Annotated in this window: 16 protein-coding genes; 5 read left to right on the top strand and 11 right to left on the bottom strand. The window is 65.2% G+C overall.

Translation table 11 applies throughout. The features are described from left to right. The first annotated feature begins 18 nt into the window (after window positions 1–18). Together FJQ89_RS11370 and FJQ89_RS11365 are read left to right on the top strand one after the other, a co-directional pair. The gene (locus FJQ89_RS11370) at window positions 19–2028 is read left to right on the top strand and encodes a S9 family peptidase (RefSeq protein WP_141170252.1); all 2010 of its coding nucleotides are present in this window, start codon (window positions 19–21) and stop codon (window positions 2026–2028) included. A gap of 265 nt (window positions 2029–2293) precedes the next feature. Beyond that, window positions 2294–3112, top strand: a complete 819-nt coding sequence (locus FJQ89_RS11365) for an SdpI family protein (RefSeq protein WP_141170251.1) — start codon at window positions 2294–2296, stop codon at window positions 3110–3112. Window positions 3113–3116: 4 nt separating this feature from the next. Here the strand turns inward: FJQ89_RS11365 and FJQ89_RS11360 are convergent, their stop codons facing one another. From FJQ89_RS11360 to FJQ89_RS11310, 11 genes are all read right to left on the bottom strand, one after another. After that, window positions 3117–3857, bottom strand: a complete 741-nt coding sequence (locus FJQ89_RS11360) for a glycosyltransferase family 2 protein (protein ID WP_141170250.1) — start codon at window positions 3855–3857, stop codon at window positions 3117–3119. After that, window positions 3854–4498 (bottom strand): class I SAM-dependent methyltransferase, encoded by a 645-nt coding sequence (locus tag FJQ89_RS11355; RefSeq protein WP_141170249.1) that lies wholly within the window; start codon window positions 4496–4498, stop codon window positions 3854–3856. Before FJQ89_RS11355 ends, FJQ89_RS11360 begins: the two co-directional genes overlap by 4 nt. Next, on the bottom strand, window positions 4495–5265 hold the full coding sequence (locus tag FJQ89_RS11350; RefSeq protein WP_141170248.1) for a PIG-L deacetylase family protein: 771 nt from the start codon (window positions 5263–5265) through the stop codon (window positions 4495–4497). The genes FJQ89_RS11355 and FJQ89_RS11350 overlap by 4 nt, the downstream gene beginning before the upstream one ends. Before the next feature lies 1 nt (window position 5266). After that, a complete protein-coding gene (locus FJQ89_RS11345; RefSeq protein WP_141170247.1) occupies window positions 5267–6295 on the bottom strand; it encodes an acyl-CoA dehydrogenase family protein in 1029 nt (342 codons plus the stop codon). A gap of 144 nt (window positions 6296–6439) precedes the next feature. After that, on the bottom strand, window positions 6440–7063 hold the full coding sequence (locus FJQ89_RS11340; protein ID WP_141170246.1) for a hypothetical protein: 624 nt from the start codon (window positions 7061–7063) through the stop codon (window positions 6440–6442). Window positions 7064–7213: 150 nt separating this feature from the next. Further along, the gene (locus tag FJQ89_RS11335; RefSeq protein WP_141170245.1) at window positions 7214–9292 is read right to left on the bottom strand and encodes a methyl-accepting chemotaxis protein; all 2079 of its coding nucleotides are present in this window, start codon (window positions 9290–9292) and stop codon (window positions 7214–7216) included. A gap of 56 nt (window positions 9293–9348) precedes the next feature. Then, window positions 9349–10140: a TorF family putative porin gene (locus tag FJQ89_RS11330; protein WP_243136518.1), complete on the bottom strand. Its 792-nt coding sequence runs from the start codon at window positions 10138–10140 to the stop codon at window positions 9349–9351. 241 nt (window positions 10141–10381) lie between these two features. Beyond that, complete coding sequence (locus tag FJQ89_RS11325; protein ID WP_141170244.1) at window positions 10382–10804, bottom strand: hypothetical protein; 423 nt, start codon at window positions 10802–10804, stop codon at window positions 10382–10384. Window positions 10805–10868: 64 nt separating this feature from the next. Continuing rightward, on the bottom strand, window positions 10869–11888 hold the full coding sequence (locus FJQ89_RS11320; protein ID WP_141170243.1) for a helix-turn-helix transcriptional regulator: 1020 nt from the start codon (window positions 11886–11888) through the stop codon (window positions 10869–10871). A gap of 81 nt (window positions 11889–11969) precedes the next feature. Beyond that, a complete protein-coding gene (locus FJQ89_RS11315) occupies window positions 11970–12989 on the bottom strand; it encodes a GGDEF domain-containing protein (RefSeq protein WP_168208439.1) in 1020 nt (339 codons plus the stop codon). A gap of 113 nt (window positions 12990–13102) precedes the next feature. Next, window positions 13103–13801: a FadR/GntR family transcriptional regulator gene (locus FJQ89_RS11310; protein ID WP_243136517.1), complete on the bottom strand. Its 699-nt coding sequence runs from the start codon at window positions 13799–13801 to the stop codon at window positions 13103–13105. Between the two features lie 154 nt (window positions 13802–13955). Here FJQ89_RS11310 and FJQ89_RS11305 point away from each other — a divergent pair, with 154 nt between their 5' ends. The 3 genes from FJQ89_RS11305 to FJQ89_RS11295 are packed head-to-tail and all read left to right on the top strand — an operon-like array spanning window position 13956 to window position 16938. Further along, window positions 13956–14783: a (Fe-S)-binding protein gene (locus FJQ89_RS11305; RefSeq protein WP_141170240.1), complete on the top strand. Its 828-nt coding sequence runs from the start codon at window positions 13956–13958 to the stop codon at window positions 14781–14783. Beyond that, a complete protein-coding gene (locus tag FJQ89_RS11300) occupies window positions 14780–15496 on the top strand; it encodes a LutC/YkgG family protein (protein WP_141170239.1) in 717 nt (238 codons plus the stop codon). Before FJQ89_RS11305 ends, FJQ89_RS11300 begins: the two co-directional genes overlap by 4 nt. After that, window positions 15493–16938 carry a LutB/LldF family L-lactate oxidation iron-sulfur protein gene (locus tag FJQ89_RS11295; RefSeq protein ID WP_141170238.1) on the top strand — a complete coding sequence of 482 codons (1446 nt, stop codon included), beginning with the start codon at window positions 15493–15495 and terminating at the stop codon, window positions 16936–16938. The genes FJQ89_RS11300 and FJQ89_RS11295 overlap by 4 nt, the downstream gene beginning before the upstream one ends. Window positions 16939–17030: the final 92 nt, after the last annotated feature.

Below are 17030 nucleotides of genomic sequence, written 5' to 3'. Positions count from 1 at the left end.
AACAACCATGAGGTGTCCATGATTCGCTATGCCCTGCCTGCCCTGTTGTTTGCCGCCCCGCTGCCGGCGCACGCCCAAGCCCCTGTCGATCACCCGCCGCTGATCGAGCGGGCGAAGATCTTTGGCAATCCCAGCAAGTCCGGCGGGCGCATCAGCCCGGATGGCAAGTGGCTGTCGTGGATCGCGCCGCGCGATGGCGTGCTCAATGTGTGGGTGGCGCCGGCCAGCGACCTGGCGCAGGCGCGTCCGCTGACGCAAGAGAAGGTGCGTCCCATCCGCAGCAGCTTCTGGTCGCCCGATTCCAAGACCCTGCTGTTCATCCAGGACAAGGGCGGCGATGAAAACTTCCTGCTGTATGGCGTGAATGTCGTGAGCGGCAAGCAGGTCAGTTACACGCCGTTCGAGAAGACCCGCGTGCGGATCGTCCAGATCAGCAGCAAGGTCAAGGACCGTATCCTGGTGGGCATCAATAACCGCGATGCGCGCTGGCATGACGTGTACAGCCTGGACCTGGCCAGCGGCAAGCTGACCCTGGTGCAGCAGAACGATGGCTATGGCGGCTACCTGGCCGATGAGCAGCTCAAGCTGCGTATCGCCAGCAAGGCGCGCGCCGATGGCGGCATGCAGTATTTCCGCATGACGGATGGCAAGGTCGAGAGCACGCCGCTGACCGAGGTGGGCCTGGAAGACTCGCAGACCACGGCGCCGCTGGCGTTTACGGTCGATGGCAAGACCTTGTACTGGACCGACTCGCGCGGCCGCAATACCTCGGCGCTGCTGGCGCAGGATGTCGCCAGCGGCAAGACCTCGCTGGTGGCGCAGGATCCGCGCGCCGACATTTCTGACGCCCTGTACGACACGCGCACGGGCAAGGTGCAAGCCTATTCCGTCGACTATCTGCAGCAGGAATACCTGCCGCTGACGGACGACCTGAAGGCCGACCTGGCCTTCCTGAAGAAGCATGTCAAGGGCCAGTTCAACGTGACGTCGCGCACGGAAGCCGACGACAAGTGGCTGGTGGGCGTCGACGCCGTCACGGCGCCGGCATCGAGCTGGCTGTATGAGCGCAAGACCAGGAAGCTGACGCAGCTGTACGTGACGCGCCCTGAACTGGAGGGCGCGCCGCTGGTGCCCATGTACCCACAGGAAATCAAGGCTCGCGACGGCCTGACCCTGGTCTCTTACCTGACCTTGCCGCACGCATCGAAGGCGAGCGCCGGCGGCGTGCCATCGCAGGTGGTGCCGATGGTGCTGCTGGTGCACGGCGGGCCATGGGCGCGCGATACCTATGGCTACAACGGCTACCATCAGTGGCTGGCCAACCGCGGCTACGCGGTGCTGTCGGTGAATTACCGTGGCTCGACGGGCTTCGGCAAGCAATTCATCTCGGCCGGCGACCTGCAGTGGGGCCGCAAGATGCATGACGACTTGCTCGACGCCGTGCAATGGGCAGTGAAGAGTGGCGTGACCAGCGCCGACAAGGTGGCCATCATGGGTGGCTCGTATGGTGGCTACGCCACGCTGGCCGGCATGGCATTCACGCCGACCACGTTCGCCTGCGGCGTCGATATCGTCGGCCCGTCGAACCTGTTTACCCTGCTGCAAACGATTCCGCCGTATTGGGAAGCGGGCAAGCAGCAGTTCTACAAACGCATGGGTGACCCGACCACGGAAGACGGCCGCGCGCTGCTGAAGGAGCGCTCGCCGCTGAATTTTGCGCAGAATATCCAGCGGCCGCTGTTGATCGGCCAGGGGGCGAACGACCCGCGCGTCAACGTGGCTGAATCGGACCAGATCGTGGCGGCCATGGCGGCGAAGAATATCCCCGTCACGTATGTGCTGTTCCCCGACGAGGGCCATGGCTTTGCCCGCCCCGTGAACAACATCGCTTTCAATGCGGTGACGGAAAACTTCCTGGGGCAATGCCTGGCTGGCCGCGCCGAGCCGATCGGCGCGACCCTGAAGGCATCCACCGCGCAGGTCAAGCACGGCGCCGAGTTTGCGCCGGGGCTGAAGGAAGCGATGTAACAGGCGCTAGTCAAGCAGCAAAGGCGGCGCGCATGGACAGACGCACGGTTCGGTTCTGCGTGCCGCCGGCACAGCGAGTGCTGCTTGCTTCGACGATGCTGTGCGGGTGATATTTTTTGCTGCAGCTGCTCAATTTTTAGTGAATAACGATTTTCGCTTGACATCAAATTTGCCTCAATATAATTTCTATTTGGTAATATTTCTCATCAATTGCGCCGGTACTCCGGCGTATCCCGTATCTTGGTCTTGTCTTTGTAAAGTGAAAATGTACAAACAAATTAATTGGAACCGCGCTCTGATTGTCGCAGGGCTCGTGGTGGTCATTCCGGGCGTGGTTTTTCTTCTATTTCCCTTGGCTGCCAAAGCGATCTGGCTCAGGTATTTTTACGTTGTAGCGTGCCTGCTAGTGGTCGCGGGGACAATTATTCATTCATTTCGCAAGCGTGACGAGGTGCTTGCCAAGCAGGGCACGGAACGCAATGTGTTTGTCGCCAGAATGAAATTTCGCGCCGAGGTCATGGCCGCGTTTGCCCTCATCGTATTCATCGGACCCTACTATCAGATCGGCTTGAGCCTGGATAAATTGGCAGGAAATGAGCGGAGCCATTATCTCAACGCCGCCTCGGCTATTTTCAAGGAGCATCTTCCTCCTGAGTATTGCTTGTCACGCCCGCAGTTGAAAAAGAGTTGTGACACCATCACTCAAGAAATAGCTGCGCTGTATAAAAATGTAATGCAGGATACGGGGGAAGAAGTCACGAAAAATATCGATGGAATTATCGTGCAGATAAAATTACTCGATTTACCCGCTGCAAGTGCGAAGGCCAATGCGCTGGATGAGGGCGTTTCCAAACTGAAAGTGATTGATTTGAAGGATGGGCTGCTGACATATGCCTTTAGCCTCTTGCCGTTGGTGATCCTGCTATTTGCCAGTTTAGCGGTGTCGTCCAAGGTTGGAGTGGCCTGGGCAGAGGTAAGGGTACGTCTGCGTGAACAGCTCGTGGAGAAGGATGAGGCGGAGCAGGAGGCGCGGCGGCAAAAGCTGGAGGACGAGGCGGGCCGCGCGGAGCAGGCAAGCGCATGATCCCTTATCCTTGATGCTCTGGCAGCATGGCGAGAGTGCACGTTGCCGTCTGCCCCGCCATCGCCTCCACCACCTGCAGCAAGGTATCGCCAAAGCCGCCCCGTGCCCTGGCATGGCGGCGGGCGCTGGTAGTGACGCGCGGTGCGGCGCTCCAGGCGATGTGCGCACCGCATTCTTGCAGCGCGGCGACCATGGCCACGTCCTCGCTGCAGGCCAATGGGGCAAAGCCGCCGGCGCGCAGGTAGGCGCTGGCGCGCACGCCGAAGTTGGCGCCATGGATGTGGCGGTGGCCGTCGGCATCGGTGTAGGTCTGGGCGAAGTGCTGGCGCAGCGCAGCGGCACTGGGCCCGTGCGGCGACCAGTCGTCCACCGCCACCGTGCCGCAGACGGCATCGGCCTCCAGGCTCAGCTGGGTGCTCAGCCAGGAGGGCGATACGCGCGTATCCGCATCCGTAAAGGCCAGCCAGCGGGCACCGCGCTGCAGCAGCTGCTGCGCGCCGGCGGCGCGCGCGGTGCCCACGTTCTGCGCATTGATGGCGATGCAGTCGAGACGCCAGCGCAGGTCCGCCTGCATGGCATGCGCCAGCACGATGCGCTGTGACTGGTCGCTGCAGGCATCGAGCACGACGACGATGCACACCGCCTCGCCATGCAGCAAGGGACAGGTGGCGGCAAGGCGCAACGCTTCCAGGCAGGCGTCCAGGCACGCTTCCTCGTTATGCACGGGCACCACCACGCCGATCATGCGAAGCCCTCGCGCTGCGCCACCGAGCGCGCATCGTTCGACCAGATCCCCAGCAGGAAGTCGGTTTCTTCGTGCCGCAGCACGCGGTGCAGGCCGGGCGCGTCCTGGAAGGCCGCATGTATGCGCACGGTCGAGACGATGCGCTGCGCGAACGGCGCGCGCCAGTGGCACAGGACGATGCTGCCGCCCGGCGCCAGGCTGGCGATGCTGTGTTCGACCACGCGCGCCAGCTCTTGCACCGACAGGTAATAGGCGATCTCGCTCAGTACGATCAGGTCGAACTTGTCGGCGCCGGGCAGGATGCGTGGCCAGTCCTGCGGCAGCCGGTGCTGCGCGAGGCTGACGTTGCCGCCGCACCCCGCGTCGAGCAGGCGCTGCTGCGCCAGCCCCAGCGCTTCGGCCGAGAGGTCGGCCGCCAGCACACGCTCGCAGCGCCGCGCCAGCTCGGCCGTCAGCTCGCCATTGCCGCAGCCCGGTTCATAGGCGTGGCGGTAGCGCCGCTGCGGCAGGCTGGCCAGCAGCAGGGCGCGCTTTCTCTCCTCGTACCAGCGCTGGCGCACCCGCCACGGATCGCTATCCTGGCGGTACAGCTGTTCGAAATAGCTGCCGCGCCGGTCGTCCGGTGTGGATGATGGGTTCATAGAAAATACACCTCCCAGGCATGTAGCAGGCGCTGCAAGGCGTCGCCGGCGACGATGGCGGGGCGCCCCGTCGACGGGTCGTCTTGCATCTGGCTGGCGAAGCAGCGCAGGGCCGCGCGCTTGCGCTGCAGGATGGGGACCGGCAAGGGCAGGCGGCGCGCGCGGTGCCACGGCACGCGCGTGTCGCCCGGCGCGGCCCAGTGCCAGCCCCAGACGGGCATTTCCACCAGGGTGGCGCCGCTGGCAGCGCAGGCCGCAGCGCAGGCCCGGCCGCATGCTTCATGGTCCGGATGGCCGTCCAGGCGCCAGGTGGTGAAGACCCTGTCGCCGGGGCGCAGCTGCGCTGCGAGTGTGGCGCGCAGTTGCGGCGTCATGCCGGCCACGCCGCCATCGGGCAGGTGCAGGCGCAGCCATGCGGGCGACGCCAGTCCCAGCGTGGCCAGCGCCTGTGCGGATTCTTGCGGACGCACCTGGCGCAGGCGTTCCTGCGGCCAGAGGGGCGAGTCCGGGTGGCTGGCGTCGCCATCGGTGACGGCGATCAACAGCAATTGGCTGCCCTGCGCCGCCAGCAGTTGCAGCAAGCCGCCGCAGGCGAGGATTTCATCGTCGGGATGCGGCGCGACGATGACGGCGCGCGTGCCTGGCGGCACCAGGGCGTTCGCGCTGATGGCGGGGATGTCGTTCAGCCCCGGCCAGGATAGCCACACCTGGTCCGGCGTGCCGCTGCCTTCGATGCGGCGTGCTTGCCTATCGGATTGGGCCAGCATGTCAGAGCGCCCACGGATGGTCTTCGGCGCCGGCGACGATGCCGCCCAGCACGGCCTGGTCGCGTTCCGCATGGCTCTGGCGCAGGAAGACGGGCAGGTCGGCCGCCAGGCGCGCGAAGCGGGCATCGCGGCACAGGGGGCCGGCGCCCAGCGCACGCGTGGCCAGGTGCAGGACTTGGGTGGCGGCGTCTTCCACCGTCAGGCGCAGGCGCAGCGCGAGGGCCATGGCATCGCTTTGCGGGTGCCGGTCGATGTCGGCGGCGCCTTCACGCAGCAGGGCGCCGGCGGCGCGCAGCGCGCAGTCGATCTGCCCCAGTTGCGCCAGGCGCACGGGATCGGGCGCGGCATGCTGCGCGCGCGCATGCAGGTGGCTGGCGACGGCGCAGGCCGCGCCATACCAGGCGGCCGCGATGCCAGCGCCGCCATGCCAGAAGCCGGGGCGCTCCAGGTAGGCGCCCGGAGCGCCCACGGGAAAGGCCCGCGCGCCGGAAAAGGTCACGTCGACGCTGGCGCAGGCGAGCATGCCGACGGCCTGCCAGCCTTCATCCGTGACGTGCACACCGGGCTGCGACAGCGCCACGCTGGCCAGGCAAGCCTGGCCGTCCTCGTTCCAGCAGCTGATCAAGGCATGGCTGAGTCCATTTGCCCCGGAGCACCAGGCCTTGCGGCCCTCGAGTACATGGCGCCCATCGGCCGCTTGCTGCAACTGCACCCGCGCGCCCGGCATTTCTGCGCACCATACGCCCCAGCTGCTGCCGGCCGGGACGCCGGTACCGTCGATTTCCGCCAGGATGGCCAGTGCATCGGTATGGCCCTCGTACAGCTTGAGCAGGGAAAGGTCGATGGCGGCGATGGCGGCCAGCATTTGCCAGCGCTGCAGGGTGGCGCCGTGACCGGGCAGGGGTAATTGGTCGAGTCCCGCGTCGCACAAACGCCGCAAGCCGTCGATCGGGTGGAAAGCGCTGTCCTGTGGCTGCAGCAGGGCGGCCAGCGCAGTGTTGGACGGCAGGGGAAAGGCGGAAAACGACATGGCAAGCTCCTGTTTTTCAACAGCATAGCTTTCTGTTTTCGCAATGTATGTTCGATTCTGCACATACACTCGCTAACGGCCTCAAGTCTATGGCGCGGCTGCGGCAAGCTGCAGGGCCGGGCGGCCCCGCAGCAGATCCAGCGCTTATTTTTTCACGTAGTGCATGTCCAGCACGTACACGCCCTTTTCCGTGTCCAGCATCACCGTGTACAGGTCGTTGCCGCGCAAGGACAGGCCGCCGGGGATGCTTTGTGCAGCTTGCATGCCTTCGTCCCACAGGCACGATTCGCCATTGTCCACGTCGACGCACCACTGCTGCTTGTTTTCGCGCAGTACATATTTCACGGTGGTACCGGTCCGCTGGAAGGTATAGGCCGGGGCCGACGAGGTGATCTTGTCGACGCGCAAGCTCGTTGCGGCGGCGTTTTCCGCCAGCTTGATCAGCATGTCGGCGGTGCCGTCCGGCTTGCCGGTGATCTTCACGCTGATGCTGTCTGTCGCGATCACGGGGCCGGAGCAATCGGCCTTGAAGTAGGTTTCGCCGGTTGGTGTCAGTTCCAGCGAACCGCTGCCATCGCTCTTGAACGCGATGACCAGCGATTGACGGTCGTGATGGTCGCAGGCCGACTGCCAGGTGCCGATATACGCGGCCAGTGGCGAGGCGCTGCCGGAATCGCCAGCAAGCTGCTGTGTCGTACCGCCACCGCCACCGCAGCCGGCCAGGAGTGCCGCAGCCGAGCCGGCCAATACTGGCAATAGTTTTTTCATGCATCTTCCTTTTTCATCCGGCAGCGGTGCGTGCCGTCAACGCGGCATGATTATAGGAGGACGAATGGGGTTCAATTCTCACCGAATCTATTGGTGACTTGATTTAAATCAAGAGCAACTCGCTGCCGGCAGGCCGGCAGGCTGGCAGGCTTAAAACTCTTCCCAGTCATCGCCGGCCGGTGCCTTGGCGGCCGCGCGCGGCGTTGCCTGCGGCTTGGCGACGCTCAGGCGCTTGGCGGGCGCCGGTGTTGTTGGCGGCGCGGCGCGCGGGGTGGCCACGCTTGCTGCCGGTGCCGTCTGGCGCACCTGCTCGCCCAGCTTGAACACGCTCACTACCTGGGCCAGATGGCTGGCCTGGTCTTGCAGGCTTTCGGCAGCGGCTGCTGCTTCCTCGACCAGGGCCGCGTTCTGTTGCGTCACGCCATCCATCTGCGCCAGCGCCTGGTTTACCTGGGCGATGCCGTCGCTTTGCTCGGTGGTGGCGACGCTGATGTCGGCCATGATGGCGGTGACCTTGCGCACGCTGTCGACCACCTGCTCCATGGTGGCGCCCGCTTCGTCGACGAGTTTGCTGCCGGCGGCCACCTTGCCCACGGAATCGTCGATCAGCAGCTTGATTTCCTTGGCCGCCGCCGCCGAGCGTTGCGCCAGGTTGCGCACTTCCGTGGCAACGACGGCGAAGCCGCGTCCCTGTTCGCCCGCGCGCGCCGCTTCCACGGCTGCGTTCAGCGCCAGGATATTCGTCTGGAAGGCGATGCCATCGATAACGCTGATGATGTCGACGATCTTGTTCGACGAGTCATTGATCGAGGTCATGGTTGCGATGACTTTGCCAACCACTTCGCCGCTCTTCTGTGCCACGCTCGACGCGGAAGCGGCCAGTTGATTGGCCTGGCGTGCATGGTCGGCGTTTTCCTTCACCGTGCCCGTCAGCTCTTCCACCGAGGCGGCCGTCTCTTCCAGTGAACTGGCTTGCTGTTCCGTGCGCGCCGACAGGTCGTTATTGCCTTGCGCAATTTCCGCGCTGGCACGGGCCACGTTGTCGGCGCTCGCTTGCACTTGCAGCAGCACGGCGTGGATCTTTTCCACGAAGGCGTTGAAGCCCTTGCCGATGACGGCCAGCTCGTCGGTGCCCTTGACTTCCAGCTTCACGCGCAGGTCGGCGTCGCCACTGGACAGGTCCGTCATGGTGCGGCCCAGGGTGCGCAGCGGTCGCGTCAACTGGTTGACGACGAGGATCAAAATGCCGGCCGTGGCGGCCGCGCACAGCAGGGCGACGATCAGGGTGTAGAGCATCAGGTCGCGCGCCGAGGCGATGGCCACGCTTTTCGGGAAGTTCAGTTCCACGCTCCATGGCGCGATATCGGGGTGGATCTGCAGCGGCTGCAGCAAATGGATGTAGCCCTGGCCATCCTCGTATTCATACGGCTGGCCCTGGCGTACCTTTTCCAGGCCGGCAGCCGGCACGTCGTCGGCCTTCTTGCCCAGCCGTTCAGGTGTGGGATGGCTGGCGTACAGGCCACCGTTCGAGATCAGGGCCAGTTTGCCGCCCTCGATCACTTTCAGGCCGGCCAGGATTTTCGCCAGGCGCGTGAGCATGAAGTCGGCGCTGGCCGCGCCCTTGAAGCCGCCGTCGATCATGATGGGCGCCACCAGCGAAGCCATCAGCACATCCTTGCCATCGACGGGGTAGACATACGGTTCCGTAAAGTAGGTCTTGCCGGTGCGCTTGGGTACGTCATACCAGTCGTTGGCGCCCGGCTTCGGGTCGAAGACGATGGGTTCGACTTGCAGCTTGCCGCCGGCGCCCCGCGTCCAGTAGGGCATGAAGCGGCCGCTGGCGTCGTAGTACGGCTTCTGGTTGGCAAATTCCGCATCCTTGCCGTCGAGCGCGTTCGGCTCCCACGTCACGGCAGCGCCCAGCAAGTCTTCCGAACTGTTCAGGGTGGCCTTGGTCAGTTCATTGATCTGCTCGCGCTGCAGGGGCAGGCTGGCGCTTTTGGTGCCGCGCATGGCGCCGGCCAGGCTGCTGACGCTGGCCAGGTTGCTGGCGATGCGTGCCTGCAAGGCGCCCGATACTTCGCGTGCCGATGTGCGCGCCAGTTCCAGTGCGGCCGCTTCGGCGCTGGCGCTGCTCTTGTAGCCGATCACCGCCGCCGTGACGCCGAGGCTGAGGATGGCGAGCGCGGTGGCGGCGACGCAGATTTTGCTGTTCAGTGAGAGTTGCATGAGGCTGTTCCTTGGTAGAGAGGAAATCGGTGTCTCTGGCGTCGCGGGTAGCGCGCCTAGAACGTCTTGCTGATGGCCAGCACGAAGGTCGTCGCGGCGGGGTTCGAGGTGTCGAACTGGCCCGCCGCATTCGGGATGCCCAGCGTGTAATGATCGTAGGCATCGGTGGCGCCCCAGGCGCGCGTCACGGCGCCACTCAGGCTCCAGCCGCCATCGAAGGCCCTGGTGACGCCGACCTTGGCGTCGCGCCAGTTCCATATCGCATTGCCGCTACCCGCCACCCGGCCATTGCCGGCGTGCAGATTCAAGGTCCAGGCATTGCCCAGGTCGACATTCGCGCCCACGTCCAGGTAGCCCGTGCCGCGCGCATTCGTGATGCCAAAGAAGTCCGGCGTGACGGTATGGTTGTACTTGGCGTACAGCATCTTGTAGCTCAGGCCCAGCGACAGTTCGCCATAGTCGTACTTGATGCCTGTGGCGCGGTAGACAGCGCCCGGATACTTGTAGTAATACGCCAGGACGCTGTAGCCCAGCTCGCCCAGCGTGCCGCTGTAGCCGCCGTACAGGTCCCATTCGACGGTTGCATCCTCGATATAGCGGTCGCTGACGGTGGACGCCCAGGTCCCCAGCGACCAGCCGCTCGGGTGCGCGTAGTCGGCACCCGCTTGCAGCGCGGGTTTGCCCCAGGTCTGGCGAAAGCCGCGCGAAATGTATTGTGAGGTGAGGCTGGCATTGGCGCTGAAGGTGGCGGCAGTGCTGTCCGTGGTCTGCGCCTGCACGGGCAGGGCGGCGAGCAGGAAGACACAGCCCAGCAAGGATGTTGCAGGAAAAAGGCGGTTCGATGGCATGGCAGTCGGCTCCGTATTTGCTGGCAGCGGCCGTCCAGGCACGTTGCCCTGATGGTTGCGATAAATAAATGCGGAATGGACTTTGCGCAAGCAAGGCGACGCCGTCTGCATGTTCACAGCAACATGCACACATTCTCACCAAACGTAACTGAAAGGATAGGGGGTAGGGCTAGTGGAAGTCAACAAAGTTGCGCTACGGAAATCGTAAGTTGTTGTTTCCTGTCACTTTTTCATGCGCCTGTCATATTGCGGGCGCGCCGCGGCTGGCTGCCTGTTGCAGGCTGGCCAGCAGGCCGGGCAGGGCCGCATGCAGGGCAGGCAGGTCGCCCGCCTGGAACTCGGCGTGCGCTTCCAGCAAACCCGATGGCTGGCCCCAGACGACCTGTGCGCTCAGTCGGGCGCTGGCGTCGAGTCCCGTGACACTGACCAGCAGGGCGACTTCTTCCGGGGCATCCTCGGGCACTTCGGACACGTCTGCGAGCAGGCAGGAAATGCCGAAATGATAATCCTCGAAGGCGCTGGCCGTACCGCTGGAAAAGGCGAACACGGAGGCGAGCACCTGCGGCGCGGCGGCCGCGAGTGGCGGCAGGGCGGCGCGGAACAGGGGCAGCAAGTCGTTTTCCAGCTGGAGTACCAGCGGATGCGTGTGGGCGAGGACGGTCATGCGAGGGCGAAGTAAGGGGCGGCGCGCGATGGTAGCAGTTTTTTGCCGCCGCCGGGGTCCATCGTCAGGCGGCGTAGCGGCTGGCCATGCTGGCGATGGTGCTTTTCATCTGTTCGCGCAGGGCGGCAGGTGCCAGCACTTCCACGCCATCGCCCAGGCCCAGCAACCACCATTGCAGTTCGCGCGTGCTGGGCACGGTGGCGGTCAGGTGCAGCGAGCCATCGGCGCGTTCCTGCAATTGCTGGTCCGCGCTCAGTGGCGTCTCGTACAGGTGCTCGCCGCTGCGACGGGCAAACACGGCTTCCAGCACCAGCGGTTCGCCCTCGCGGATGCCCATGGCGCCCGAAGCAATATATGCATCGATGTCGAAGTCTGGCTGCACGCGCGCGGACAGATAAAGCATTTCCGCCTGCTGCACGCGGTGCAGGACCAGCGTGCGCACGTCGTTGTAGTCGGCGAACAGGCATACCAGGTAGAGCAACTGGCCGCGCTGCACGATGGCCAGCGGATGGACGGCGTCATAGCTGACGAGCTTGTCGTTGTCGCGCTTCTTGTAGCTCAGCTTGAGCTGGCGGTTCTGCATCAGCGCTTCATACACGGTGCGCTGGCAAGCTTCGTCGATGTCGGGCGCCAGTAGCCGCTGCATGGGGGCGATCACGCGTATCTTGCCCAGCCAGGCGGACGCGCTGGCACGCTCGCTGGCCGCGTTCAGGGTCTGGCGGGCCGCACTGAAATACGGCTGCATGCTGTCCAGGGTGGATGGCGGCAGCGCATGGCGCAGGTGCTGTTCCATCAGCGCCAGGGTCAGCGCGGCAGGCGTCGACAGCCCAGGCATGTCCATGCGCGCCGCATTTTCCATCCAGCACCAGCCAAACGGCTTGCTGTCGGCTGGATTGGTCAGTGGGAAAATTTCGGCCAGGTCGAGCAAATCGCGCTGGATCGTGCGGATGCCAATGGCAAAGTCGATGGCCTTGAGCTTGTCGTGTAATGCGGCGACGGTGATGGTGCGTGGCGCCTGCGGTATCAGGCGCAACATTTGCCATTGACGCATGATGGTGGAAGGGCGGGGCGCGTGTTCAGACATGGTGGTTCCGTTCTCTTCAGTGGCAGGATGTGTACTGATAAGTACACAAGTTAACGAATGGTAACATTGATTCGATGGCAATTACAGGGCGTCCAGCATGGCTGCCCTGACGCAATTGCGCCCCGCGTGCTTGGCCTGGTACAGCAGGCTGTCGGCAGCGGCGACCAGGGCAGCAGGGCCGCACGTCTGGCCGTCAGGCGCAAACGCGATGCAGGCCACGCCGAAACTGGCCGTCGTCCCGATGTGCTGCAGCAGGCCGGCGCGCAAGCGTTCGGCCAGGCGCACGCCGCCAGCCAGGTCCGTTTCCGGCAGGATCAGCAGGAACTCCTCGCCGCCGTGGCGCACCACGCTGTCGATGCCATGGCGCGTGGCGTTGCCGAGCAGGGTGGCAAAGGTACGCAGCACGTCATCGCCAGCGGCATGGCCGTGGGCGTCGTTGATGCGCTTGAAATGGTCGAGATCGCACAGGATGGCCGTCAGGCACAGGCCATGGCGTTTTGAGCGGGCAAGTTCGGCACCCAGCAAGTGCTCATCGAGGTAGCGGCGGTTGTAGCAGCCGGTCAGGTGGTCGCGCACGGCCTGCTCGGCGAGGACTGCATGTTGCCGGACGTGCGCGCGGCGCTGGCGCTGCTGGCTATGGCAGGCACAGATGCCAGCCAGATTAAAAACCAGCAAGGTCGCCGCATTGCTGGCCTGGATATCATCCTGCAAGCCCAGCCAGGCCAGGCTGGCCACGATGGCCAGGCCGGCGCCGCCCGACATGCGCCGCGTGATGCCGGCATACGGCGCGGCGAGCAGGGTGCAAAAGGCAGTCGCGTGCCAGTCGGCATCGCTTTCGCGCAGCGCATAGCAGAGCAGGAAGACGACCAGGTCCAGCGCCAGCAGCGCGCTGCCGGAGGCGGTGCGGCCAAGTTGTGTGGCGGGTGCGCGCAGGGTCCGCACCAGCATGGACAGGATGAGCAGGCAGCCGGCCAGGGCCAGCGGCCAGCCAGCCGGCGGCAACAGGGCGACGGCAAAGACGGCGCTGGCGCCGGCATGCAGGGCCAGCAAGGAATGCGGCGCAGGCCCGCGGATAGCGTCAGTGGCATGGTGCAAATGCATGGAAACCTGTCGGATGGCGTATCGGGAGCTCATTTTGGCCCGGGCCTGCGACAAGGCATGACGCGTAGACATCTCCCGATGTGCTGCCGTGCAGATTGGTCCTACCAGTAACCCTATTCGTCGCTGGTGACGCGCGTGCGCACGAAATCGATGTGGCTTTGCATGGCCGTGCGCGCTTCCTCGGGCTGGCTGGCGCAGATGGCCTCGCACAGGGTGCGGTGCTGCGACAGCAGTTGCAGCGAGGTGGCCTCGTCCTGCTGGCGCAAGCCGGTGCCATTGAGGGTGATATGTTCGCGCAGCATGCCGATGATGCTGGTGTGCAAGTGTAAAAACATGGTGTTGTGCGATGCTTGTGCGATGACTTCGTGCAGCCGTGCATCGGCCTGCGCTTCGCCGTGCTTGTCGTCGCTGGCGCGCGCCTGTTCCAGCTCGGTCAGCAGCGCCATGATCTGCGTGCGCTCGTCCGTGCTGGCCCGTTGCGCCGCAAAATAGGCCGTCGCCCCTTCCAGCACGCGGCGAAATTCCAGGATGTCGTCGCGCAGGGCGGGGTGGTCGGCCACCAGCTGGCTCCACGGCGAAGCCATGCCGGTGCGTAATTGATCCGTCACAAAGACACCGGCACCGCGCCGGCTGCGCACCAGCCCGCGCGCCGCCAGCCGCTGCACCGCTTCGCGCACGGTATTGCGCGAGACCCCATATTGCAACGCCAGCAGGCGTTCGGCCGGCAATTGCGCGCCCGCCGGCAAGCTGCCGTCCAGCAGGGCCGTCTCCAGCCTGCGCATCACCGTTTCGACCCTGCCCCGCGTTTGCATGCCTGTCGCCATCGCTGTTGTCTCGTTTGTTGTTTTCAAGTGGTCCGAGCAATTTGAAGTGGCTCGAAGAAGCTGGAATTATGCGTGAACCAGTCATTCTTAACAACACACAGCGGCGCCGCAGCAACACACAGAGCGCCGGGGAGACATAGTCATGCAGCCAGACCCGCAGCCAGGCCCGCGCCAGCCAAGTCACGCACCGCGTCATGCACCACGCCAATATCCGCCCGCACCGCTCCAGGTGTACCTGTTCGCCACCTGCCTGGTCGACCTGTTCGTGCCGCAGGCCGGGCTCGACGCGGTGCGTCTGCTGGAGCGGGAAGGCTTGCTGGTGCATTACCCGCGCGGCCAGAGCTGCTGCGGCCAGCCTGCCTACAGCAGCGGCAACCCGGAGCAGGCGCGTGCCGTGGCGCGTGCCCAGCTCGACCTGTTTGCGCAACCGTGGCCCGTGATCGTGCCGTCCGGTTCCTGTGCCGGCATGATGCGCCACCACTGGCCGCAGCTGTTCCAGGACGACCCCGTGGCCGGTCCCAAGGCGCTGGAGCTGGCCGAACGCGTGTATGAACTGAGCGAATTTCTCGTCTGCGTACTGAAACTCGACCTGGCCGGCCTGGCCGACCCCGGGCAGGCGGAGGAAAACGTGGTGCTGCATACCTCGTGCGGCGCGCGCCGCGAAATGGGCACGCGCCTGCATGGTGTGGCGCTGGTCGACGCCTTGCCCGGCGTGACGCGCATCGAGCACCAGCGCGAATCGGAATGCTGCGGCTTCGGTGGCACGTTTTCATTGAAACACCCGGACATTTCCGGTGCCATGGTCAGCGACAAGATCGCCTCGGCCTGCGCCACGGGCTGCGACCGGCTCGTCTCGGCCGACTGCGGCTGCCTGCTCAATATCGGCCATGCAGCGCAGCACCAGGGTGCGCCGCTGCCCGTCGAGCACCTGGCCAGCTTCTTGTGGCGCCGCACGGGAGGTGCGGCATGAGTACGGCATTGACTGCCCGCGAACGCATGCTAGGACGGTTGCGCGCCGCCGCACCCTCAGCGCCCGCAGCGGTGGAGACCATCGATACGGCCATCGACAGCCATTACCAGGCGCGCCGTGCCGCAGCGCCGCAGTCGCCGCGCCAGCAGCTCGACGCCATGCAGGCAGCGCTGCGCGCTTCGCACGCGCAGGTCGACTGCGTCAGCGTGGACGCCTGGCCCGCCCTGCTGGCGCAGCGCCTCGGTGTACACGGCGTGCGCCGACTGCTGATCGATAGCGCCAGCGTGGAAGGGCAGGCCTTGCGCGCCGCCTTGCCCGCTGGCGTGGAAACGCTGTCTTTTGACCGTCCGCTGGCGCAGTGGAAGGGCGAATTGTTCGATAGCGTCGACGCGGGTTTTACCGTCGCGCGTTCCGGCATCGCCGCCACGGGCACCCTGGTCATCGCGCCCGACGCGGCCGCGCCGCGCACGGTGTCGCTGGCGCCACCGCTGCACATTTGCCTTGTTTATACCAGCACGCTGCACGCGGACTTGCATGCGGCGGCGCGCGCCGAGCGCTGGGCCGACGGCATGCCGGCCAACCTGGTGCTGGTGTCGGGCCCCTCGAAAACCTCCGATATCCAGCAGACCCTCGCCTATGGCGCGCACGGCCCGCGCTGGCTGTGGGTGCTGATCATCGATGATCTGTCAGCCCATGAAGGAGGCCAGCCATGAACGCCAAGCCCTTGCAATTCGTCAAACCGGCAGACTTCCACGCGCGCGCCCGCGCCGCGCTGGACGATCCGAAGCTGCGCCAGAGCTTTCGCGGCGCCATGGATTTTTTACAGGACAAGCGCAGCGCCCAGTTCCCCGACGGCGACGAGCTGGAACGCCTGCGCGATATCGGCGAAGCCGTGCGCCAGCACGCGCTGGCGCGCCTGCCCGACCTGCTGGTGCAGCTGGAAGACAAGCTGACGGCGGCCGGCGTGCAGGTGCACTGGGCCGAGGATGGCGAGCAGGCCAACGCCATCATTCACGCCATTGCGCAGCGCAACCAGGCGACGCGCTTCATCAAGGGCAAGTCGATGGCCAGCGAGGAGATCGAGCTCAATCACTACCTGGAAGCGCGCGGCATGACCTGCCTGGAGTCGGACATGGGCGAGTACATCGTGCAGCTGGCCGGCGAGAAGCCGTCGCACATCGTCATGCCGGCGATACACAAGACCAAGGCGGACATCGCCGGCCTGTTCGCCGAGCATATTCCCGATGCGCCCTACACGGAAGATGTCGACAGCCTGATTCAGACAGGGCGGCGCGCGCTGCGCCAGGCCTTCGTCGAGGCCGACATCGGCCTGTCGGGCGTGAACTTCGCGGCGGCCGACACGGGCACCCTGTGGCTGGTGGAAAACGAGGGCAATGGCCGCCTGACCACGTCCGTGCCGGAGGTCCACATCGCCATCATGGGCATGGAAAAGGTGGTGGCCAAGCTCGAACACATCGTGCCGCTGGCGAGCCTCCTGACGCGCTCGGCCACAGGGCAAGCCATCACCACCTATTTCAACCTGATTTCCGGCCCGCGCCGCGAAGGTGAACAGGATGGGCCGCGTGAAGTGCACCTGGTCTTGCTCGACAACGGCCGCAGCCAGGCCTACGCGGACGAGCAGCTGCGCGCCACCCTGCAATGCATACGCTGCGGCGCCTGCATGAACCACTGTCCCGTCTACACGCGCATCGGCGGCCACGCCTACGGCACCACGTATCCGGGGCCAATCGGCAAGATCATTTCGCCCCACTTGCTGGGGCTGGACGCGACGGCCGACCTGGCCACGGCGTCGAGCCTGTGCGGCGCCTGCGGCGAGGTGTGCCCCGTGCGCATCCCGATTCCGCAGCTGCTGGTACGCCTGCGCACGGAGGCCAACCGCAATCCGCATGAGGAAGTGACGCATCCGTTGCGCGGCCAGGGCGCCAAGTTCAGCCGCGGCGAAAGTCTGATCTGGCGTTTCTGGAGCGGCGCCTTTGCGCGCCCTGCCAGCTACCGTTTGTTCCGCTGGGCCGCCACGCGGCTGCGGCTGCTGACGCCGCGCGCGCAACTGGGCTGGACGCAGCACCGCAAGCCGTTGACGCCGGCGCCGCGCAGCCTGGCCGACCTGCTCAATGCGCGCGGGCAGGAAGAATAGCCCGGCCCGGCAGCACCGAAGCACCGCAAAAAACACGCTACACACAATTACATCAAAAGCCGTTTTTTCACTTAACCCGCATCCACCGGAGG

It is taken from the genome of Janthinobacterium tructae (assembly GCF_006517255.1).
GTDB lineage: Bacteria > Pseudomonadota > Gammaproteobacteria > Burkholderiales > Burkholderiaceae_D > Janthinobacterium > Janthinobacterium tructae.
The sequence above is the reverse complement of the archived record's forward strand: the minus strand, read 5'-3'. Positions and strand labels throughout refer to the sequence as shown.